Annotated in this window: 20 protein-coding genes and 2 pseudogenes; 9 read left to right on the forward strand and 13 right to left on the reverse strand. The window is 41.8% G+C overall.

What is annotated here, in order from left to right; all coding sequences use genetic code 11:
• Positions 1–111: 111 nt before the first annotated feature.
• On the reverse strand, positions 112–1,569 hold the full coding sequence (locus tag F7734_RS35030) for a hypothetical protein (RefSeq protein WP_155749123.1): 1,458 nt from the start codon (positions 1,567–1,569) through the stop codon (positions 112–114).
• Positions 1,570–1,911: 342 nt separating this feature from the next.
• Between F7734_RS35030 and F7734_RS35035 the strand changes: the two genes are divergently transcribed.
• The gene (locus F7734_RS35035) at positions 1,912–3,336 is read left to right on the forward strand and encodes a FecR family protein (RefSeq protein WP_155749124.1); all 1,425 of its coding nucleotides are present in this window, start codon (positions 1,912–1,914) and stop codon (positions 3,334–3,336) included.
• Between the two features lie 169 nt (positions 3,337–3,505).
• On the opposite strand, the gene F7734_RS35040 is transcribed toward F7734_RS35035, so the two are convergent.
• The gene (locus tag F7734_RS35040; protein WP_155749125.1) at positions 3,506–5,881 is read right to left on the reverse strand and encodes a serine/threonine-protein kinase; all 2,376 of its coding nucleotides are present in this window, start codon (positions 5,879–5,881) and stop codon (positions 3,506–3,508) included.
• A gap of 704 nt (positions 5,882–6,585) precedes the next feature.
• Between F7734_RS35040 and F7734_RS35045 the strand changes: the two genes are divergently transcribed.
• The 4 genes and pseudogenes from F7734_RS35045 to F7734_RS62350 all read left to right on the forward strand — a co-directional run.
• Complete coding sequence (locus tag F7734_RS35045; RefSeq protein WP_038074984.1) at positions 6,586–7,107, forward strand: NYN domain-containing protein; 522 nt, start codon at positions 6,586–6,588, stop codon at positions 7,105–7,107.
• Positions 7,108–7,191: 84 nt separating this feature from the next.
• A complete protein-coding gene (locus tag F7734_RS35050; protein ID WP_155749126.1) occupies positions 7,192–8,790 on the forward strand; it encodes a 2-isopropylmalate synthase in 1,599 nt (532 codons plus the stop codon).
• A 318-nt stretch (positions 8,791–9,108) separates the two neighbouring features.
• Complete coding sequence (locus F7734_RS62345) at positions 9,109–9,396, forward strand: MerR family DNA-binding transcriptional regulator (RefSeq protein WP_207714194.1); 288 nt, start codon at positions 9,109–9,111, stop codon at positions 9,394–9,396.
• Positions 9,397–9,414: 18 nt separating this feature from the next.
• Positions 9,415–9,738: pseudogene (locus tag F7734_RS62350) on the forward strand (recombinase family protein); the annotation flags it as partial.
• Between the two features lie 395 nt (positions 9,739–10,133).
• Here F7734_RS62350 and F7734_RS35060 read toward each other — a convergent pair.
• From F7734_RS35060 to F7734_RS35075, 4 genes are all read right to left on the reverse strand, one after another.
• Positions 10,134–10,631 carry an aspartyl protease gene (locus tag F7734_RS35060; RefSeq protein WP_243147251.1) on the reverse strand — a complete coding sequence of 166 codons (498 nt, stop codon included), beginning with the start codon at positions 10,629–10,631 and terminating at the stop codon, positions 10,134–10,136.
• 241 nt (positions 10,632–10,872) lie between these two features.
• A protein-coding gene (locus F7734_RS35065) for an IS630 family transposase (protein ID WP_243147252.1) occupies positions 10,873–12,011 on the reverse strand; the annotation gives its coding sequence in 2 pieces (ribosomal slippage) (positions 10,873–11,591 and positions 11,591–12,011; 1,140 coding nt in all).
• 252 nt (positions 12,012–12,263) lie between these two features.
• The gene (locus tag F7734_RS35070; RefSeq protein WP_155749127.1) at positions 12,264–13,160 is read right to left on the reverse strand and encodes an NmrA family NAD(P)-binding protein; all 897 of its coding nucleotides are present in this window, start codon (positions 13,158–13,160) and stop codon (positions 12,264–12,266) included.
• A gap of 20 nt (positions 13,161–13,180) precedes the next feature.
• Positions 13,181–13,915: an SDR family oxidoreductase gene (locus F7734_RS35075; RefSeq protein ID WP_155749128.1), complete on the reverse strand. Its 735-nt coding sequence runs from the start codon at positions 13,913–13,915 to the stop codon at positions 13,181–13,183.
• A gap of 234 nt (positions 13,916–14,149) precedes the next feature.
• Here F7734_RS35075 and F7734_RS35080 point away from each other — a divergent pair, with 234 nt between their 5' ends.
• Positions 14,150–14,773 (forward strand): TetR/AcrR family transcriptional regulator, encoded by a 624-nt coding sequence (locus F7734_RS35080; RefSeq protein WP_155749129.1) that lies wholly within the window; start codon positions 14,150–14,152, stop codon positions 14,771–14,773.
• A 164-nt stretch (positions 14,774–14,937) separates the two neighbouring features.
• Here the strand turns inward: F7734_RS35080 and F7734_RS35085 are convergent, their stop codons facing one another.
• From F7734_RS35085 to F7734_RS64160, 7 genes and pseudogenes are all read right to left on the reverse strand, one after another.
• The gene (locus tag F7734_RS35085) at positions 14,938–15,312 is read right to left on the reverse strand and encodes a DUF2442 domain-containing protein (protein WP_166482341.1); all 375 of its coding nucleotides are present in this window, start codon (positions 15,310–15,312) and stop codon (positions 14,938–14,940) included.
• 3 nt (positions 15,313–15,315) lie between these two features.
• Positions 15,316–15,576 carry a DUF4160 domain-containing protein gene (locus F7734_RS35090; RefSeq protein WP_155749130.1) on the reverse strand — a complete coding sequence of 87 codons (261 nt, stop codon included), beginning with the start codon at positions 15,574–15,576 and terminating at the stop codon, positions 15,316–15,318.
• Positions 15,577–15,606: 30 nt separating this feature from the next.
• The gene (locus F7734_RS35095) at positions 15,607–17,079 is read right to left on the reverse strand and encodes a PLP-dependent aminotransferase family protein (RefSeq protein WP_155749131.1); all 1,473 of its coding nucleotides are present in this window, start codon (positions 17,077–17,079) and stop codon (positions 15,607–15,609) included.
• Between the two features lie 126 nt (positions 17,080–17,205).
• Entirely contained in the window at positions 17,206–18,636 is a 1,431-nt protein-coding gene (locus F7734_RS35100) for an MFS transporter (RefSeq protein WP_166482342.1), read from the reverse strand.
• A 244-nt stretch (positions 18,637–18,880) separates the two neighbouring features.
• Complete coding sequence (locus F7734_RS35105; protein WP_155749132.1) at positions 18,881–19,039, reverse strand: hypothetical protein; 159 nt, start codon at positions 19,037–19,039, stop codon at positions 18,881–18,883.
• Entirely contained in the window at positions 19,026–19,238 is a 213-nt protein-coding gene (locus tag F7734_RS35110; RefSeq protein WP_155749133.1) for a type II toxin-antitoxin system VapB family antitoxin, read from the reverse strand. The genes F7734_RS35105 and F7734_RS35110 overlap by 14 nt, the downstream gene beginning before the upstream one ends.
• 141 nt (positions 19,239–19,379) lie before the next feature.
• Positions 19,380–19,517, reverse strand: a pseudogene (locus F7734_RS64160) (site-specific integrase); the annotation flags it as partial.
• A gap of 290 nt (positions 19,518–19,807) precedes the next feature.
• Between F7734_RS64160 and F7734_RS35120 the strand changes: the two are divergent.
• The 3 genes from F7734_RS35120 (at position 19,808) to F7734_RS35130 (ending at position 21,173) form a co-directional block, all read left to right on the forward strand.
• Positions 19,808–20,170, forward strand: coding sequence for a hypothetical protein (locus F7734_RS35120; protein WP_155749134.1), 363 nt, complete (start codon positions 19,808–19,810; stop codon positions 20,168–20,170).
• 289 nt (positions 20,171–20,459) lie between these two features.
• Positions 20,460–20,720, forward strand: coding sequence for a hypothetical protein (locus F7734_RS35125; RefSeq protein ID WP_155749135.1), 261 nt, complete (start codon positions 20,460–20,462; stop codon positions 20,718–20,720).
• A gap of 9 nt (positions 20,721–20,729) precedes the next feature.
• Positions 20,730–21,173 (forward strand): type II toxin-antitoxin system VapC family toxin, encoded by a 444-nt coding sequence (locus F7734_RS35130; RefSeq protein WP_155749136.1) that lies wholly within the window; start codon positions 20,730–20,732, stop codon positions 21,171–21,173.
• Positions 21,174–21,218 lie beyond the last annotated feature (45 nt).

Here is a 21,218-nt window from a genome sequence, read left to right on the forward strand (position 1 = left end):
CCCCTTTATAAGGGGAGGGTTAGGGTGGGGTAAAAAATATTTGATACATCAATCATGACTTTTCAAACATCCTCTAACAACTATCAACTATCAACTAACCACTAACCAATTTCAAAATCTCCCCAATTCCAAATTGTAATTAATTGTGAAGAACCAGCCATTAAAATCAATGTTTTGCTCGGTAGAACCACCTAAATTTACACCACCTTGTAAACTGAGGTTTGTATAGGTGGATATTCCATAAGTCAAGTGACCGTATATGCGATGGTATTCGTCTTGTCTTTCGCGACGGGTAAAGTCTGACAAACTAAATTGGTAGTTCAGACCTACTTGAAGTGTTTTTTGCCAGTAGTAGTTTAAAGAAACCCATAAGGTATTAGAGATGCGATCGCGATTATCTTGATTGCTCGGAGGGTTAGTAAAACTAGCTCTTAGTTCATAAAAAGTATCTAGCATTAATTTAGGCGTGAGAGGGTCTCGCCTCCCAAAAGACAATTGGACGGAATTTTCGTTAAGGAAACGGTCTCCTGCACTATAAAAACTGCCGTTTCTGGCATAGAAAAACTGTTGATTGCTCCAACCAAATTCTCCATACATTCGTGGTGATAGTTGTTGGTAGACACTAGCGTTAAATCTTATTTGATTGTAATTGTACTTAGATTCGTCTACATAACGAATCAGATTTCCATCAATTGACGCATTTAAATAAGTTTTAGGCCCAAGGCGTAGAGGCGCAGAAGCTAGAGACAATCCTGTATAGATTAAGCCATCTTGTTTTGGATCGACTTCTGAGGAAAAAATATTACTGGTTAGAAAGTAGCCAACCCGACCAAATAGAAATCCTACTGGTTTTGCTTGGATGACAGGCTTTGCTTGGGGTGGAAGCGGTAATTGTTCCAATGGCTTTTCTCGAACTAGCAGTCTACCCAATTCTTCATCACGATCTTCAGTTTCTGGATTTTTTTTCAGTAGTTGCTGTAGTCTCTCCAGTCGTTGTTTGCGTTCTATTTCAGGTGATTGCAGGCGTTGCTCTATTTGCGGTGAACTGGACGGGTCAGTAAAATTGCCCGGTTGCCCTTCGAGCTGAGGATTTTCCAGCTGAGGGGGAGCGACTGGTGTATTAATTTGAGGAGATGGTGCTTCTGGAGGGGTCGTCTCTGGTACAGGTGCTGGTTGTGGTTGTTCTGGAGGTGTCGGAGATGCTGGTGGTTGGGTTGTATCTGCCTGTGCTTGTACGTTTGAATTGAGAACTTCACTACAATGAAGAACGCAAAGTTCAACATCTGCTGCCGTTGAGAGTAGCAATTTTGGAGGCAGCAGGGTTTTTTCAATTTTTTTATGGAAACTTTGTAATTGTTCCTGTAATAGGAGTTGCTCACTGGTGTCGTCGCTTGAGTCAGTTACGCGTATAATCTCTAAAGATGGTATCCTTAATACTAGTTGATGATTCTCATCTTGAATATGGGAATTTGCAGCCCACACCGCATCTACTTTGTTAAAACAGCACCAGGTTGTACTACTGGCTAGTAGAATCCGGAAGAGCAAGTTTTTCCAGCCATTGGGTTGCATGCGAAATCTTTTTTAGCAAAATAAGACCTAAATATGGACTTTAAGTTTTGTGGAGATGTAACTTCTCCTCTAAAACTTCAGTAATAGCACGTGATAACCATTACCTATTTGTTCATCAGAAGCTATGAATTCTACAATGTATTGTTTAAGATTTGTTTTTTTCTTAAAATAACTTAACATTTTATGGAAGGTATTTACACGTACTTCATAAATACGAATAGTTCATTGGATTTAAGCAAATTTACGGAAAAATATTGCTATAACAGATCGCAGGTTGAAAATATTACACTAAAATCCATTCTTACTGCTTTGGTTCAGTATAAATATCCGAGGCTCCAAACGATGTTACGCAAGTTATCTATATTACTGGTGATTAGTGTCATGGAAGTTGTGGTAATGCCTTTACCAAATCGGGCAAGTGCAGCCACTCCTCTAACTCAGGCCGTCATTCAGGAACTTCGCAACTTAGTACAACTCATGCCCCAGAATCGACCGAAGCGTCAAGCGCGTCAGTCGGATGCCATGACGCCTGGTGATGGGTTGTCTACGGGAAGATCTTCTTTAGCAGGCTTGCGCTTCAACGATGGTTCTTTAGCTCGGATAGGGGAACAAGCCGTATTTCGCTTCTTACCGAGAACGCGTTATTTTAGCTTGAAAAACGGAACTGTACTGTTACTGATTCCACCGGGAAAAGGTCAAACACGGGTAAACACTCCAAATGCCGCAGCAGCAATTCGCGGTTCAGCATTATTTGTACGTTACGATCCAAGCACAGAGACCACAATTGTTGGTGCATTAACAACTAGCGGCATTGAAGTTTTTAATAAGGATGCTTCTCAACGAAAGGAGCTTCAGGCTGGGCAACTGATGGTTGTTGTCAAGGGGAAATTTCAAGGTTTGTATGATTTTGATTTAAGAACTTTTTATGATACAAGCGATTTAGTTCGGGGGCTGGATTTGCCCCTAAAAACTGGTGTACCCAGTACAGATCCAGCGATCGCGAGTGTTCAAGCAGAAACGGCTGCCGCTCTTGCCGCACAGCAACCTCTCATTGGTGAAGGGGTTGTGGAAAATCCTTCTTTCTTGAGGTCAACCACTGCTTCTCAAGATCTACTTAATAACGCTAGTAGAGATGATGCTCCTGTTAGTACATTTATTGAAACAGGGCAAGTTGTATCTAATAATGATGAGCGATTGGACAGTGGAGAAAATCCATCAGGAGCGCCAAACTCACCCAATGGAGGCAATCAACCCAGCAATCCAGCGAGTTCAAATAATCCTACTAGCAACCCCACTCCAACAAATCCAACTGAACCTAGTTCGTCCCAGCCACAGCTTGCTACGCCATCACAACCACCTCCACCAGTGTCAACAGCACCCGCACCTGTAGTGCCCGCACCTGCACCTGTAGCACCCGCATCTGTAGCACCCGTACCTGTAGTACCCGTACCTGTAGCACCCGTACCTGTAGCACCCGTACCTGTAGCACCCGTACCTGTAGCACCCGCACCTGTGGTACCACCAGTGTCAACAGCACCTGTAGCGCCAGCGCCAGCACCCGCACCCGCGTCGCCACCTGCGGTACCACCAGTGTCAACAGCACCTGTAGCGCCAGCGCCAGCACCTGCACCTGCACCTGCACCTGTAGCGCCAGCGCCAGCACCCGCACCCGCACCTGTAGAGCTGCCAAGCCCATCGGCAATACAACCACCCACGTCATTGCCAATTCCGAGACCAGAGCAAACTTCCTGGAAACCAAGTACTTGAGTAAACTACCCACCCTTCGCTTGCGTTTAGAGGTGCGGTGAGATATCTCGTGCTATTCATGAAAAAGGTATTGGTGATTGGCAATTGGGAACTGATTTCCAGTCGCCAGTGCCTACTTGCAAGACGAGCTTGCTCACAATTAAGGATGAAAACTTCTCTTCCTCAATCCCTAATCCCTTATCTTGACAGTTGATTGGGAACTTTCATCAGATATTCCCGACCAAGGTGTAGTTGGGGTGTCTGAATCTTCCAGATAAAGGGTATCTGTAGGTAATTCTTCGCGTGACCAGGTAGGCGGCGTTCTCTCAGTGATTTCTAACTCTTCTAATGCCTTAAGTGCCTCTAATGCCGATTGGTAGCGTTGTTGAAAATCTTCGCGTACCATTTTACTAAGAAAATTTGCTAGAGAAACGTTGACTTGTGCCTTATCAACCCATTTCACTTCTCCATTGACATCTCTTTCAAGATCGTGAGGGGCCATACCCGTTAGGGCTTTAATACCAATCATACCGACTGCATAAATATCACTGCTGAATTGGGGACGTCCATAACACTGCTCGCTTGGTGCATAGCCTTTAGTACCAATGCCGATGGTAAAGGCTGTTTGCTCTGAACCGTCAAGCAATTGTGTGGTCATTTCTTTGACGGCTCCAAAGTCAATTAGGACTAACTTACCATCTGAATTGCGTCGAATAATGTTACTGGGTTTAATATCTCGATGAATGACGTTATTTCTGTGAACAAAGGTTAATGTTTGCAGTAAGTCCCGTAAAATATGAACAACAGCTATTTCATGAAGAGGTCTGCCGCTTACTAATTCCTGACTGAGAGCATGGCCTTCTATATACTCTTGAATCACGTAAAATTCTTCTTCCTCTTCAAAGTAGGCTAACAACTTTGGTATTTGCTCGTGATTACCCAATTTTTGAAGGGTTTGGGCTTCTGAAGTAAATAAACGTCTGGCAATTGCCAACTGTTCTGGTTTACTATTCGCTGGTTTTAGCTGCTTTACAACACATTGAGGATGGCCGGGAAGTTTAATATCTTCGGCAATATAGGTTTCACTAAATCCGCCTGCACCCAAAACTTTGACAATTTTGTAGCGACCATCCAAAATTTTTCCTGAGATCGCCATCTCCCTTTGCTGGATCAAGTCTTTTAAATCCTCTTGCTGGCTGAGAATTTCTTGAACAACACGGTGCGAGGAATATTTCCGGAAAATATCTAGCAATTGGCTTCTTCTGGCAATTTCCTTGACAAATTCAGTTCCCAAATAGACAAGTCCAACAGTTATAATTCCCATAATGGGTATGGCTGTAGGTAAAATCAGTAGCCCAGATACAAAGCTTACGTAACTAATTCCTCCCCAGATTGCGGCAAGACCAATACTGGAAAGAAATCTAACTGCGCCCCTCTGCTTCCAAGAAATAAGTGCAGCAGATCCACCTAATAAAAAAAGCACAAATAAACCGCGTCCTTCAGGGCTGGGGATTGCTTCTGCGATCGCTTTGTTTTCCATGAGAGTTGCGATGGCGTTTGCGTGAATTTCTACCCCTGCCATTTTTTCAGGTTGCAACAAACCTCTAGCCGCCGCCGCCGAATGATAGTCATTTGCCAACTGGGCTGTTGCGCCGATCAGGACAATTTTATCTTCAAAAAACTTTCCTTGCTGTAAATAACTGTTCCAATTTTTTGGATCTAGTACGAACCAAAAGGGAATTTGCTCAAATGTCCCTGGTGGTCCGTAGAAATGTACGCGATCGCCCTTTGGTGGAGGATAATTTACTTGAGCTGCTCTCAGAGCTGCCTCATCAAAGGAAAGAACTTTCTCTGTTAAAGTATCACCTTCTCCTATGGACTTAGAAAACTCGCTCGCCAATCTGTGAACTTTACCATTTATTTCTAAGGGAAAATTAACCGAACCCACTCCCACAGATCCCACTTGAAACATCTGTTGGGGTTGCGTCAGTTGCATAAATGCACCTTGATGTGTTGCAAAATTTTCGTACAGTGCTGCTAAAGTCACCTTGCTACCATAGACTTGCAATGATTGTTGCAAAGCCTTATCATCATCTCCTCCATAAGTACTTGGCGTATCAAAAACGACATCTACGGCAACAGAGCGTGCGCCAGCTTTCACTAATTTTTCAATCACTTGGGCGTATGCAGCACGCTTAAAAGGAAAAGATCTCAGTGGTTCTAAGTAAGAAAATTCTTGGGGATTGGTTTTATAATACTGTTCGCCAATAGAGATGGACTGTTCATCAATCGCCAAAATCACGATGTTTTTTGGAGGAACTATCGGTCCCCGGATTAAATAGAACAGGCTTTGCGCCTGGTTTTCCATGAATTGAGTGAAATTAGTATTAAAAGCTGAAAGCAAAGCCGCGCCGACGACTGAAGTGCCAGCCAGGGCGTGCCCCACGCGAGCTAACAGTTTTGAGCGGCGTGCTACCAAGGTCGAAGTTGCTTTCGTCAGGCGTGATAGCGGTCGATTGGCAGCCTCGACATATGGTTTAGTTGTAGATTGAGGTTTTTCTGCCATACAAAAAATGCTGGTTTACTTATGTGTAACATCAAGCTCTTCGTTTCTGCACCGTATCTGCACCCCCAACTACTGCTGTTTCAGATTCGGAGCAGCCAGCAGTCATTACTAAGCTACTTTATACGGAACCACACTTGGCTGTAAATAAGAAAAATCTCTACAAGTGTTTATTTGGAAAGCGCTATATAATTAGACCGAGTAGATGCGCTCAGAGGGCATTCCCATAAATCTACAGTATTGTAGAGGTAAGGATAAGCACGAACTGTACTGAAATGTGCCGTCATTGTTTGCACGCTCGTTTTAACAATCGTGTAAGAGTAGTCAGTGCTCTCCTATATTTTAACTTCTATGACGAAAGCTATAAATCTCGTCTTGTGAATACCTGAAGGCTATGAGCCTACTTCATACCTCTTTAGGAGTAAACTTGACAGGTATAGAGCAAACAATGCTGCTATGCCATCTCTTTTATTGGTAGATTTTAGATTGCGGGTTCTCCTGAGTGTACTTGTGTAAAAAGGTTAGTACCAAGAGCGCTTAGGGGCATACCTACTTCAATGTTCAGCAAATTTTCTGATATGCGAGAGGTTAAATAAAAGCTATATATGACAATATATTTTATAGATATTAGCAAGATAGCCATTTTATAATTGCTATAATCTATTGTTCAATCTAAATTCTTTTATATTATTAGGTGTAACTTTACTATGGGTTCCCCGATGAATCGTCTGTCTATATTTGTAGACGGAAACAATATGTTCTATGCTCAGCAAAAAAATGGCTGGTTTTTTGACCCGAGGCGGGTGTTGGAATATTTCAAAAACGAACAGTCAGAGACAACGTTAATTAATGCATTCTGGTACACGGGCTTAAAAGATCCGCAGGATCAACGAGGATTCAGAGACGCTTTAATTAGCTTGGGTTATACAGTCAGAACTAAGATTTTAAAAGAATATTATGATGATTCCTCAGGTCGCTACTCGCAAAAAGCGAATTTAGATATAGAAATTGTAGTAGATATGTTTAATACAGTAGATCAGTATGACAGAGTAGTACTATTTAGTGGAGATGGAGATTTTGAAAGAGCAATTGAGCTACTGCGTTCTAAAAACACCCATATTACAGTAGTATCCACAGAAGGAATGATAGCCAGAGAATTACGTAATGCTACCGACAGATATATAGATTTGAACGATATTCGCGACCTAATAGAAAAAGTAGATGCTTAGTATTTATTAACATATGTTAGTAGCAGAAAAAGTAAGAAAGACGGTATTTTAAGCCACAAGTAAAAACTTAACAATAAGCGGCAAATGAAGAACAAACCAGAACGAATCATCATTTTCGACACGACACTCCGAGATGGGGAGCAGTGTCCGGGTGCGACTCTGAACATTGATGAAAAACTAGCTATAGCCAAACAACTCGCCCGTTTGGGTGTAGACATTATTGAAGCGGGGTTTGCCTTTGCCAGCCCTGGGGATTTTGAAGCAGTAAGCAAGATTGCTCAAACAGTGGGAACGGAAGATGGTCCGGTGATTTGCAGTTTGGCAAGAGCGCGGCATGATGATATCAAAGCAGCAGCCAAAGCGATCGAACCTGCTGTAAAAGGTAGAATTCACACTTTTATTGCCACAAGTGATATTCATCTCAAGTACAAACTGAAAAAAACTAAAGCAGAAGTCTTGGCAATTACGGAAGAAATGGTTGCTTATGCCAAGAGCTTTATAGATAATGTAGAATTCTCTCCAGAAGATGCAGGACGCTCCGAACCGGAATTTCTTTATGAAGTGTTAGAACGAGCGATCGCAGCAGGAGCAACCACAGTCAATATTCCTGACACAGTGGGTTACACAACTCCTAGCGAATTTGGTGCCCTCATCAAGGGAATCAAAGACAATGTTCCCAATATAGATAAAGCCATTATTTCCGTCCACGGGCATAACGATTTAGGTTTGGCAGTTGCCAACTTTTTAGAAGCGGTGAAAAATGGTGCAAGACAGTTAGAATGTACCATTAACGGTATTGGCGAACGTGCGGGAAACGCAGCACTCGAAGAATTAGTCATGGCATTGCACGTCCGGAGACAATTCTTTAACCCCTTCTTAGGACGACCAGTCGAATCAGAAGAACCGTTAACAAATATTGACACAAGACAAATTTACAAAACGTCACGCTTAGTGTCCAATTTAACAGGGATGCTAGTTCAGCCAAATAAGGCAATAGTGGGAGCAAACGCTTTTGCCCACGAATCTGGAATTCACCAAGATGGTGTGCTAAAAAACAAGCTCACCTACGAAATTATGGATGCCCAACTGATTGGATTAACAGAAAATCAAATTGTCTTGGGCAAACATTCCGGAAGAAACGCTTTCCGCACTCGCTTGAGAGAATTGGGATACGAACTCACAGAAACTGAATTAAACAAGGCGTTTGTTCGCTTTAAGGAGATTGCGGATAAAAAGAAAGAAATTACGGATTGGGATTTAGAAGCTATTGTTAATGATGAAATTCAACAAGCTCCCGACTTATTCCGGTTAGAACTTGTACAAGTTTCGTGCGGTAGCAACGCTCGTCCCACAGCAACAGTGACTATACGCACCCCAGAAGGAGCAGAATTAATGGATGCCGCCATTGGTACCGGACCTGTGGATGCAGTGTATAAAGCAATCAACCGTGTCGTCAACGTACCAAATCAATTGATTGAGTTTTCCGTACAATCAGTCACAGCTGGCATTGATGCACTTGGGGAAGTGACCATCCGTCTTAAATATGAAGACCGAGTTTTCTCAGGTCATGCAGCCAACACCGACATTATCGTAGCATCAGCACAAGCTTACGTAAATGCACTGAATCGATTGTTTGCAGCTTTGCAAATTAAACAACAAAAGCAAGAAGCTGTGAAGAATTAGCAAGTGGATGAAACAGACCCCTCACCTCGTTCCCAGGCTCCGCCTGGGAATGCCTATTGGGAGGCTCCGCCTCCTGTATCGATCTGTAACGCGAGGCAGAATTTTTGTAGGTTGGGTTGAATGATAGTGAAACCCAACAAATGTCTGCCAATGTTGGGTTTAGTTCCTCTATCCCTAAAAAAGCAACTTACTATCAAGCGCGGCATAACATTTATAGAATAGCGTGATACGTATCCCGACATTTTAGCTAATAGGTGAATATTGGAATAAATCGGAATAATCGCTATATAATAGATAAAGAACGATTATTCGGAAATTATGCCATATATTACACCTCAAGAGGCATCAAGAATTACTGGGTTTCATACAAAAACTTTAGCTAATTGGGCAGAAGAAGGTAAGATAACTTATATTAAATCTGCATCTGGACATAGACGTTACGATCTAACTACTCTCAAGAAAATGATTGGGGAAGATGAGAGAGCAGTTGTCCTGTATGCTAGAGTCTCTACTCATTCTCAAAAAGCTGATTTACAGACTCAAATTGACTTTCTCAGAATGAATTGCGGCGAGAGCGAAGTCATTTCAGAAATTGGTTCAGGATGAAATTTTAAACGACGTAAATTACTCTCCATCCTAGAGCGAGTAATCAAAGGGGAAGTTAAGGAAATAGTAGTAGCTTATCATGACAGACTTAGCCGTTTTGGATTTGATTTGATTGTTTGGCTATGCGCTCAATTTGATTGTAAAGTTACCGTACTGAATGAGTCTAAATTATCTCCACAGCAGGAATTAGTCCAAGATATCTTGACAATCCTACACTCATTCAGTGCTAAGCTGTATTTTCTCCGTAAATACGAGAAAAGCATTCGTAAGACTGCTGTCAAGGAGTCTACTCAAGATGAAGATTCTGTAAAGCTGGCTGATATTTCTGAAAAGGACAACTAGAGATGGTATACTATTGATAGTTGCTAATAAAAGGAGGTGATGACGAGAATGGCAAATAAGAAAACTCGGAGAAAAAAGGGACATATTGAGTCTCAAAAAACAATTAAGCTATGGGTAGTAGATGATGTGTCATACAAAGACAATATTGCCAATTACATTATCTCTACTCACAAGAAGTACGCAGAAGTTACTAATTTTTATGCAGACATTCTGCTCGCCGATCTCTCCTTACTCGAAACCAGATCCGATGACTTATATGTCGTTCTAGAAGGACTAACAATTAGAAACAAGAATCGAGCAGAAGTTCAATTTCCCATGCTTGATGATGTTCCATCTGATATGCGTCGGGCTTGCATAAAGAAAGCATTTGGAGTTGTTAAGTCTTGGTATTCTAATTACAAAAAGTGGGAAATTAAGAAAGAGAAGAAACTAGCGCTAGGCAAGAAGTTTACCGATAGACCCCCAGTTCCGCCTAGACCCTGTTCGGGAAGCACAATTAGCCGTTGATTGATAACATCAGGTTGTAATCCCAATTCTTCAAGTGGGATTAAGCCAAGAAGCCGGTCTTCTCCACCAGCCAATTCTGTACAGGTGAATTCACCTTTTCGACCTTCCACTGTCAGACTTACGCGTTTAAAAAGCTTAGTTTTACGTATACCCACAGGAGTTTTGACATCAATTTCTCCCGCTAATGGTAAACCTAATTCAGTAATAATATCTGCGGGCAGGCAAAGACGCGTTGCTCCAGTATCAACTAAAACATTATCAAGAGTCACAGAACGAATTTGCTCTTGAGGGATAAAACCTCGCTCTGCCAAAATTTCATCCACTAAATTGGTGATAATAATTGTAGTCGTGATAATTCCCATGTTGCGCGTATACGTTTTTGGCATAGTAAACCCCTAAAATCATAGTAATTGAAGTACTGTAGGTAGGGAAGACAGCCCACCAAACGTGTATTTCATAAATCAAATAGAAAAATCTGTATTGGCTGCAATTGATTCCCAAGCGTCTAACTCTGTAGTTAAAGATTCTATCAAAATAATTTGGGAGGACGAGAACCCCTCCGTTTAACGTTCCCAGGCTCCACCAGGGAACGAGGTCACAGCCCATCAAAATTAATGTGGTGGACCACTAGTAGTCCACCACACCAACTTTGCTGGGTGAAAAAGATGGATATAAGCGTCCCATCTTTCTACGTGCATCAGTGGTTTTAAAGCACCAATTGACACTTGCTTTTTCTTGGTTACGCTGTTTTTCCCAAGCGGCAATCTCAAACTCCAGAATCGTGCGATCGCTAATTCGTCGTTCTAAACACTGACGAGACAATACAGATAATTCAATTTCAACTTGATTTAGCCAAGAAGCATGTTTGGGGGTGTAGTGCAACTCTAATTTTTCTACAATTCTACGTGCTTCTTGGGGTTGAAAAACTTCATATAAAGCAGCGAGATTATGGGTGTTTAAATTATCTAATACTAGACGAATTACTTCAGCATCTGGAAAATATATATCTACTAAATTTTTCATTTGCAATGCAAAATCAGCCTTAGTACGTTGCTCAGTCACCTCAATATGTCGCCACCCAATTAACGGTTGAAAGCAAGCAAACAAGTTAACATTACCATTGCGTTGATACTCATAATCATAGCGTTCTGGCTGTTTAGGTTGAGTAGGCAAAGGTTCTCTAACGTCTTCTAAAAGTTGGTATGGACGCTCATCAAAACAAACTACAGGACGTTTTGGATCGTAAGGCTGGCTATATAAATCCAACAAATTTTCCATTCGTAAAACATACTCAGCATCCACTTTGGGGATACACCATTGTTCCTTTAACCACGGTTTAATTTCGTTTTTTTTAAAGTGCGACGTATCGTTTCATCGCTAATTAAATCGATAATACCTATGGTTACTAATCGGTCTGCTAAAAGTTGCATTGTCCAGCAAGTTCTGCCATCAGGTGGTGCTGAACATGCTGTCGCAACTAAAAACGCTTCCTGTTCACCATCTAATTTCCGAGGTTTGGGAGGATGTTGGCGGTCAAATAGCGCTTGCTCGATTCTTCCTTGGGCATACTTTGCACGGGTTCGTTCTACTGTCGAAATATGTACTCTCAAGCGTTCCGCAATCGTTGTGTCTATCTCGCCTTCACTTGCCATCAACAGTATGTGAGCGCGGGTGATGCTTCTAGCTTTCGCCTCACCCTTTTTGATTAGCGATTGCAGCTTTTCGACTTCCTCATTACTCAAATTTACGGTATACTTTTTTGCCATGATGCTACCCTCAAAGCCTTAAACTAAGGGTATCATAAAATCTGCCTCACCCAGCAAAGTTGGTGTGGCGGACTACTAGTACTAATCTTAATGGTGGGTTTTCAGAATTCACAACCTAAATCAGTACTTGTGTATGGTGAACCAAATCTGATTCAATCTATGCAGATATATCAGAAGTCTTTAATTGCTTCTGCTGTCACATGACTGGTAGAACTGATATCATGTCCGTAATAATTTTTGTATTTAGAAGCCCTAAGAACTCTCGAATGCAGCCAGATTATTTCGGACAAAGTCGCGGAACAGAGTTGGTTGTTCTCCAAGAATTTGCGGGATATTATGATAAACATCAGCAAAGTCAGGAAGTTGTCCTGCCTGTAGTAATTCCATTTGACGAACAATGCACTCAAAGTAGGCGGGTTCCATTGTTTGACCGATGGGTAACTTTCGCAAATCGGAAGCAAGAAGAGGTTCGTATGCGATCGCTTTGCCAAGTTCTTCTGAAAGAATTTGTGCGGCTTCATTCATGGTCAGGGCTTCCACACTCAGAAAATACTTTTGCCCCGCGTGCTTTTGGGGAGCACGCAACGCTGCTCCTGCAACACGCGCAAGGTCAAAACAATCTACCAATCCGACACGTTCCTGACCAAAAAACATACGTAGTTTTCCATCTTGCACAGCGCCAAAGAAGTTTTGCATGAATGCGTTGGGAAGAAGATGAGTCCAAGCAATACCGCTAGCTTCAATATAAGTTTCCACAAGTTGATGCCAAATGTAATGACGAATCAACTTTGTTTGTGGACGACTGGGTTGATGGAAAGTCCCTACGTGGACTATATACTCAACGCCTGCATCTTTGGCTGCATCGGTCAAGTTTTTACCTTGACTCAGCATATCTACGGTGTAACCAGTAACCATAAAGAGACGCTGTACGCCCTGTAGTGCTTTTTCGTAAGTAGATATCTGGTCAAGCTCAAGATGTACGGTAGAGATACCTCGATTTGTAAAAGTTTCTGCTTGTTCGGGTTTGCGAACGGCAACACGTAACTGAAGGTTATCTGAACCACTGTCTTGTTCCAACAGGTTAACGAGTTGAGAACCCGTTCTACCAGTGGCACCGAGAATCAAAGCAACAGGATTTGAAGGACTCATCTGATTTTTACTGCTAAAAATTACCAAGGAACGGGCTTGCGCGAATTAAAGAAACCGCCTGTAGGACCATCTTCTGGTAGTGTAGCGAGCCATACAGGAGTGTCAGCCCCTTCTTCTACTGTTCCTGGTGCATCCGCACTACCCATATCTGTTTGTAACCATCCAGGGCAAGCAGAATTGACTTTGATGGGAGTATCCGCGAGTTCCTTGGCAAATTGTACCGTAATGGCATTAAGTGCTGTTTTAGACGCTTGATAAGCTAAACCTCGGTATTGAAAGTAGTGTGAGTTTGGATCGAGGGTATCTGTAAGAGAACCAAGCGTACTTGAAATATTGACAATTCGACCTGCATTGCTCTTGCGAATCAGGGGTAGCATTGCTTGCAGTACTGCAAAAGCACCAAAGACATTTGTCTCAAATGTTTCTTTAAAAACTTTTACGTCAAGGTCACTGGGATTGACGCCTCCGTCATGTAAAACACCCGCATTGTTTATCAAAATATCTAGCTTGCCAAAACGTTCTTCAATATTTTTGGCGGCTGTAGCAATAGAGGAGATATCGCTCACATTCAGTTTAATAGATTGTACGTCAAACCCTTGGGCTTGTAACTTTTCGGCAGCTTCAGCCCCTTTGTTTTCGTCTCTGGCACCTATAAGAACAGTCAATCCTGTTGTTGCCAGTTGACGACTAATTTCAAAACCCAGCCCCTTGTTAGCACCTGTTACCAAAGCAATCTTTTTGTCGTGATTCTGCATAGTTTCGTTGTGATTCATTTATGTTGTCAAATCTTATACTTGCTGTGGCTTTCGTGCTGTTAGTACTGCAGTATCACCACTGTAGTATTTTACGGAGTTTCAGTCACTTTAATCTTGCATATTATTGCGAAATCTATCTAATTCTTGTTTTCTCTCGTTTACTAGATTTTTCAAATCTTGCATATACTTTAATTAGACGCACCGTAACGTCTTATAAAAAAGCAGTCTTTATTTATGTCGCAAAAGGTAGAACACAACCGCACTCAAATCAAATCTCCCACGAAAACGCCTTCAACGCGCAGGCGAAATCAGCATTCCCATCAAGCAATTCTTAAGGCTGCTTCGGAATTGTTGGAGGAAAAGGGTTATGGTGGTGTCTGTATTGAGGCGATCGCATCTCGTGCGGCAGTAGGTAAGCAAACTATCTATCGGTGGTGGTCCTCGAAAGCTGCTGTCATTATGGAAGCTTACGCTGCCCAAGCCACAAGCAACATTCCTACACCAAATACAGGTTCAGTGCGGGAAGATTTATGCAATATTTTACAACAACTGTTTGAGCTATTGACAAAAACTCCTACAGGTGCTGCTATTTCTGGACTGATTGCGGAAGCACAAATAGATCCGGAAGTGGCTGAGGTATTTCACGAGAGATTTGTGCAGGGCCGCAGACAAGCCACACGTATCATTTTAGAACGAGGAATTGCGCGTAGTGAATTGCGCTCGGACTTAAATTTGGAATTAGCGATCGACGCAATTTTCGGTCCGATTTGGTATCGGTTGTTGTTGAAGCATGCACCGTTGGATGATGCTTTTGCCGAAGAATTAGTGAATTTGGCTATGGTGGGGTTACAGGTTTAGAGGAGTTTTGAACCGCAAAGACGCGAAGGACGCAGAGTAAAGAGGAGGAGGATTGAAAGAGGGGAATGAGTATTTTTGCTAAAGTTCCGCTTTTTTTATGAATTTTGCGATCGCTAGGAATCTCGTAACAGATATCAATAGTTTGTAATGATGAAACTGCCGTTTCAAGTTATAGGACTCCTATTTGATACTGAATAAGACTCTCCATTGCTCTCAGTCATAGCACTTTGAAAATCAGCAACATCCCTTGCACTTTCCAACGCTCCTAAACCCTTTAACTGATAATTGGGAATAGGTTCTTTCGATACAATTGCATAAAGCACATCTGGGTCAAGATCTGCTCCCGATGGCCATTGAATGGTACCTACCTCACGATTTACCTCAACCCGAGCAAAATCTTCTTGATTTTGTAAGGGAGCGAAAACACCCGTAAATTTAACAATTTTACTGATATCAACAACTCCTTCGACGCCATCTTCAAAACAGATGCGTAGTTGATAATTTTCTTGTGGTTCAACTGCGACTATATCTTTTAACACAATTTACTCCAGTGGTAAAATTTTGTTTAAAGGTTGGTTATCCCTTGCCAGTTCCCAATCTGCCATTAATTCAGATTGATGTAAAGTAGCCCATTCTAATACCAGTTTAAAGAGCCTAGAGGTTAGCTCACCTTCTAAAATTTCCAATGTTTCTATGCTAACTATAGCTTTTTGTTGATTGTAGCGAACATGGAAGTGTGGCGGAGGATGGTCGTTATAGTACATAGTAATAATAATTCCAAAAAATCGGCTAATTTCGGGCATTGGCTTTGCTAGTGTGTAATAATCAGATTTTTAATAATAATTATTGTTCAAACTGTAAGCTAATCTGTCAATACCCTCTACCAACTGCATCTCTGTTAATTCACCATAGCCAAAAATAAACTCACCTTTTGAATGTGGTTTAAGATAATGCGGCGCAGCACACATGATTCCTACACCTGCTCGCCCTGCACGTTGCATAATCTCTTCATCACTAAAAGGTGTTTGCAACCGCACCATTAAATGGATTCCTGCTTTTTCTCCTAATATCGTTGCTTTCTCTCCAAAATTTGTGTTAAAGGCTTTCACCAAAACTTGACGGCGCTTGTCGTAAACGGCTCGCATTTTTCTAATGTGTCGTTCTAAATGCCCTTCCTCAATAAAATCTGCAAGCACTTGTTGTTCTAGTAATGGTAAATGGCGATCGCTTAACCATTTGGCACGAGCAAAAACAGAAACTAAACTTTTTGGTAACACTAAATAGCCAATTCGTAGGGAAGGAAATAGTACTTTTGAGAACGTACCAATGTAGAGAACTGAGTCACTTTTATCCAAACCTTGTAAGGCAGGAATGGGGCGATCTCCATAACGATATTCACTGTCATAGTCATCTTCTATAATAAACGCCCCAGTTGCACCAGACCAAGTGAGTAATTCCAAACGTCTTGGGAGGGAAAGTATTGCTCCTGTAGGAAATTGGTGAGAAGGTGTGACATACACAAGCCGAACTTGTTCTTTTGCACGAGCCAAGTCTTCAACTACCAAACCAGACTCATCTACAATAACGGGTAGAAGTTTTGCGCCTTGTGTTTCAAAAATAAGTCTTGCACTTAAGTAACCGGGGTCTTCCATAGCAATAACGTTCCCAGGTTCAATGAACAAACGCATGATTAAATCAAGTGCTTGCTGTGTCCCGTTCACAACTAACACTCGATCTGGATCGCAATTAACAGCACGGGAACGGGAGAGGTAACGTGCGATCTCATCTCGCAAAGGCTTGTATCCTAGAATATCCCTTGAATAATCCAGCCATTCCAAGTTAGAGCAACAGTAGCGAGAAAGCAACTTGCGCCACAGTTCTACGGGAAATTGGTCAAAAGCAGGTCGTCCGTAGCGGAAGTTAATAAATAAGTCCGGTTCGGGAACTCTTGGTACATTTTCTGTTTGAGCCAAACTCACTCCATATTTAGAGAGTTGAACTGGCGGACGGGTTTTTGTTTTGGTAGATTGAACGGGTGCTGAACGTAATAAATCATCGGGAAGTTGAGAGCAAACGAAAGTACCGGAACCCACAACAGTCTCTATATATCCCTCACTTAAAAGTTGGTCGTAGGTTTGAGTTACAGTCGTGCGGGAAATGCCCAAAGATTTAGCCAGTTGACGGGTGGAAGGAATGCGCCCACCCGGTAAAAATCGTCCATTCAGAATGGCTTGGCGCAGTTCCTCGTAAAGCTGTTGGTGGAGTGGTACTGAGGAATTGCTGTTAATTGTAATGGCAAAATCCATAGCGCTTTGAATTTGCAAAAATAAACGGGCGAGGACGCCCGTTCCACAATATAGAATAATTTACACCCCTTTCATCCCCCCTTACCAAGGGGGGACAGAGGGGGGTAATTTTTGTACCTCACCAACCTAAATTTCGACTTCTGAAACTAATGTAGGTTGAGACTTGGCGGGTAAAACATTTCGCACAATGTCAACAAGTGACTGGCTGCGTGGTTCTTGAACAACGAGCAAAGGTAGCAGAGCAATTAATCGTAAAACAGCCGAAAGCACAAACAGTCCGGGTAAACCTCCAAGCATATTTAGTCCAGCTATAAAGCCACCAACAGTTGAACCTAACCCTCCACTGACACCAGCAACAGCAGCGGCAATGGCAAAATACTGAGAAGGACGATCTAAAGGTGCTACTGACATTTGAATATTGCTGCTGCATAACTCAATTGCTGCCATAAAACCACCAGTTATTAAATGGATTGTTGGTAACAATATCCATATAGAAACTGAATCAGCACCAGCAAATAGCCAAAATATTGGTGTAACTGCTATCAAAATACCAACTAACAGTAGAAGCGGACGATTCCCAATCCTGTCAGCCAACTTACCCCACAGCACTAGCAGGATTAAGTTTGCGCCAGCCGCCAAACTAGTGTAAAGCGTGACTGTACTTAGATCCAACGCTAAATTTCTCATCATATAAAGATTGAAGAACGGTGCGCTAAGGTTGATTGCAAAAGTCCACAGACCTAAGTACAGTAGTAATTTGAGAAAGTTGATGTCTTTAAAGATACTGACCTTTCTAGGTTGGCTGTATTTGTCTTCCTTTTGATTGGGTGAAGTCTCAACATGAGTGACTTGCGGATTGACATCTTGCATCCAAAACTGACACATCAAACTTGCTATCCCAACCACAACTCCACCCAACAACATCACACTAAAACCTTGAATTGTGCCTCCAGGCCAAGCCGATATACTAAATCCAAGCACTGGTACACACAAGAGGTTTGTTAGGCTTGCAGTACTATTGCGAAAACCAAAATATCTGCCCCGCAACTGTTTGGGAACTAAAGCCGCCATCCAGCTAAACCAGGCTGAAGAACCTAAAGCTCCTAACACGTTAGCGATAAAAATTATACTTAATGTCCAAGTTACCAGTTGATGGTGATGATTGTTGGACGAACCCAACCACATAATACCTAACAATAAAGTCAGCCACAGTAGCCTTGATGGCCCAAATATGGCTAGCACGTACCAATGACGGCTCTTGGTACGATCTGCAATAAATGCTCCTAGTGGTTGTAAAAAGTTTACTAGCATGGGAATTGACGACAGCATCCCAATTTCTACTGGTGTTGCACCTAGTTCTAGTAGAAAGTTCACCAGCAACACACCACTCGTGATGTTGGAAAAGATAGCGGCTAAGATACCATCTATGGTGGATGCCTTAAGGCTAGTTCTTATGACTTGTTTAGAAATTTTTGCGCTCGTATCGGTTTTTTGTGTTAGCGTCGCGCCAGAAAGAGGTTCCAGTGCTTCTAAAGTAGGACAAGATAAATTGTTCACTATAAATTCAGTTGTTAAGCTACAGAATCAGACGTGCAAGGACTGACCATACCAGTGCTAGAGCTTCTAAACTGAACACTAGCTTGACCGTTACAGACCAAGTAACAGTCAGCAGTATGATACATTTCTCAATCTACCTAAACATAAATAAAAAGTTAAATTCTACTTAAGGATGAAATGCTGTTTCCGATTGTTTAAATTTATTAAGCTTTTTGGCAAAAGGTAGCTATGCTAAGGCTTTTATCTATGTTGTAGTGCTTGTCACTAATGCTCCCGACGAAACGAAATGGGATGGCAAATGTGTAGGTTGGGTTGAGGAACGAAACCCAACATTTTGTCCGGTTTGTTGGGTAACGCGATCGCGGAAGACGCCGACCCAAACAGATGTATCAATCAGCAGCATGATTCGTTTCGCGCAGGGCTTTGTGGTCGAAGTCCGGAGTAAACTGGATTTGTCCGGCGAGGTCGAGAAGGTTTTTCTTTCTACGCGATCGCACAAGTTCTTGCAGAGCAAGGTTAAGCACTTCTTCTTGAGTGCTAAGGTTGGTAAGTTGGAAGGCTTCGTCAAGAAGAGCTTCATCGAGGTTGAGAGTGATTTGCATGGGCTGACAGTGGGAGAACTGGTTTTAGGGACAATGTGTCTTATACTTTATCCTCTACCTTGTAGGGCTTTTATTTTTTCATTAAATCACTTGTAGTACGATACCGATGCTCTAGTTGAAATGGAATGATGTGAAAGTTGCCTCACGAATACGACACGCCGTAAACAGGCATACTCCAAACAAAGTCCGGTCACGGTCATTTTCTAGCCCGTGGTTGAAAATTCGCTGTATCTCCTCCTGTGTAAGCACTTTAGCCCTACCGTGCCGATTGACCTTCATCACTCAACTGCAATTTACCCTGTATCACAATTTACTATCACTCCTCACAAAAAACTCAAAATCAAATGATACAAAAACTTAAATTCCAAATCGTATGTATTATTTTTTCAAAAGGAGGTATGTGAATGTCCAATTATCTAAGTAGTTGTGACCTAGTTACACTGTTATGTAATACATTCGGATACACTCTTGAACATCTAACTATTGTAGAAAAGCAATTACTTAGATTAATTTTGTCTTATTATACAACCCGTTCTTATACGTATAAACCGATATCTCTTACAAAAGCAATGTTAGAAACTGAAAACATGATTTATCAGATAACCTCTAAATACCCAAGGAATAAGGAATCTGTTTCTTTAGCTATTGGTATTTTGGAAGGGATTGACATAGATACAGCCGAGGGATTGATAGAAAGTATCACCAAACTGATTAAATCTGAATCGAACGAGGTAAGTAACTTACCAATTCAAACAAAATCCTTTAACAAAGATTTTGGTAATCATGTTATTGTTAGGTCTCAAAAACTTAGAGATAATTCAAAACAGCTTCAAATGAGATATAGGGAAAATAGAGCTAATTCAAAACAACTTAAGATACTTTATAACGACTTTAGTTGTCGGTTTGAAGCCTTGAAAGCACATTTTGCTTAAGGTCAACAGAAATTAGGGATAATCAAGCTGTATCAATTGAGTCAATAGCCAATAGATTTTCCAACATTGATATATAGTCATCTCATTTCATTGAACACACTAGTGTGACTGTACCAGGAAACAAACCGATTACTGTTGGTGAGGGGTACAGTACTATTGCTTGGGTGCTGTGAAGATTCTGGTAGTTGGGCATTACCGTTGCGGCACGAGCGAATCACTATGACATGGGCTTTAAGATTGTAGAATTAAGAAGTCGAGAAAATAGACTATCAAATACAGAGATGTGCTAATGACTTACCCGGAACTGCGCCAAAAAATCGAACAACAACTAGCTCAATTGCCATCCGAACAACTCTCCTTAGTCAGTGATTTCTTGGATTCCCTAACTAACAAAAGTACTATTAATCAACGCCCGCTTCGTCGGTTAGCTCCAATTAAACGAGGAACCAAGGCAGGCGATCTACTGAAATTTGCTGGAACCTGGCAAGGAAATGATTTGGAAGAATGTCTTCGCTCTGTAAAAGAATCCCGCTCTAAAGCCCAATTTTAATTTCTTTCCATGTATCTCTTAGATACCAACCATTGCAGTTATATCATTAATAACATCCCTAACGTCATTGCCGCTCTGCAATCTCGTTCTGCTAGTGACATTGGCATTAGCATTATCACTTACGGTGAACTGCTCTACATGAGCGAAAAATCAGAACAACAAGCCAAAAACCGGGCAGCAGTTCAAGCATTTTTGATAGATATTGACTTGTATTTCATTGACGAAGAAACCGCTATTTTTTACAGTCAACTCAAAGCAGCAGTTTTTGAGCGGTTTGCCCCTAAAGATAAAAGCAAACGTCGGAGTACAAGTGTTGGAGATTTGGGATTTGATGACCACGATCTTTGGATCGCAGCGACAGCGATTCAGCATAATCTCATCCTTGTTTCTGCGGACAGCGATTTTATCCGAATTCAGCAAGCACAACCTTTTCTGGTGGAATCTTGGCTATAATCCACGAAAAACCTGTGGTCGGTTATCTTTGATGAGAGTTTTGCT

This window comes from Scytonema sp. UIC 10036, assembly GCF_009725235.1.

What these genes read in the sequence shown, in the direction of transcription:
- F7734_RS35130 (WP_155749136.1), top strand. Translation starts at nt 20,730, where the DNA reads ATGTATCTCTTAGATACCAACCATTGCAGTTATATCATTAATAACATC.
- F7734_RS35045 (WP_038074984.1), top strand. Translation starts at nt 6,586, where the DNA reads ATGGGTTCCCCGATGAATCGTCTGTCTATATTTGTAGACGGAAACAAT.
- F7734_RS35110 (WP_155749133.1), bottom strand. Translation starts at nt 19,238, where the DNA reads ATGCAAATCACTCTCAACCTCGATGAAGCTCTTCTTGACGAAGCCTTC.
- F7734_RS35095 (WP_155749131.1), bottom strand. Translation starts at nt 17,079, where the DNA reads ATGGATTTTGCCATTACAATTAACAGCAATTCCTCAGTACCACTCCAC.
- F7734_RS35070 (WP_155749127.1), bottom strand. Translation starts at nt 13,160, where the DNA reads ATGAGTCCTTCAAATCCTGTTGCTTTGATTCTCGGTGCCACTGGTAGA.
- F7734_RS35035 (WP_155749124.1), top strand. Translation starts at nt 1,912, where the DNA reads ATGTTACGCAAGTTATCTATATTACTGGTGATTAGTGTCATGGAAGTT.
- F7734_RS35105 (WP_155749132.1), bottom strand. Translation starts at nt 19,039, where the DNA reads ATGCTGCTGATTGATACATCTGTTTGGGTCGGCGTCTTCCGCGATCGC.
- F7734_RS35120 (WP_155749134.1), top strand. Translation starts at nt 19,808, where the DNA reads ATGTTAGAAACTGAAAACATGATTTATCAGATAACCTCTAAATACCCA.
- F7734_RS35125 (WP_155749135.1), top strand. Translation starts at nt 20,460, where the DNA reads ATGACTTACCCGGAACTGCGCCAAAAAATCGAACAACAACTAGCTCAA.
- F7734_RS35075 (WP_155749128.1), bottom strand. Translation starts at nt 13,915, where the DNA reads ATGCAGAATCACGACAAAAAGATTGCTTTGGTAACAGGTGCTAACAAG.
- F7734_RS35030 (WP_155749123.1), bottom strand. Translation starts at nt 1,569, where the DNA reads ATGCAACCCAATGGCTGGAAAAACTTGCTCTTCCGGATTCTACTAGCC.
- F7734_RS35060 (WP_243147251.1), bottom strand. Translation starts at nt 10,631, where the DNA reads ATGCCAAAAACGTATACGCGCAACATGGGAATTATCACGACTACAATT.
- F7734_RS35090 (WP_155749130.1), bottom strand. Translation starts at nt 15,576, where the DNA reads ATGCCCGAAATTAGCCGATTTTTTGGAATTATTATTACTATGTACTAT.
- F7734_RS35040 (WP_155749125.1), bottom strand. Translation starts at nt 5,881, where the DNA reads ATGGCAGAAAAACCTCAATCTACAACTAAACCATATGTCGAGGCTGCC.
- F7734_RS35050 (WP_155749126.1), top strand. Translation starts at nt 7,192, where the DNA reads ATGAAGAACAAACCAGAACGAATCATCATTTTCGACACGACACTCCGA.
- F7734_RS62345 (WP_207714194.1), top strand. Translation starts at nt 9,109, where the DNA reads ATGCCATATATTACACCTCAAGAGGCATCAAGAATTACTGGGTTTCAT.
- F7734_RS35080 (WP_155749129.1), top strand. Translation starts at nt 14,150, where the DNA reads ATGTCGCAAAAGGTAGAACACAACCGCACTCAAATCAAATCTCCCACG.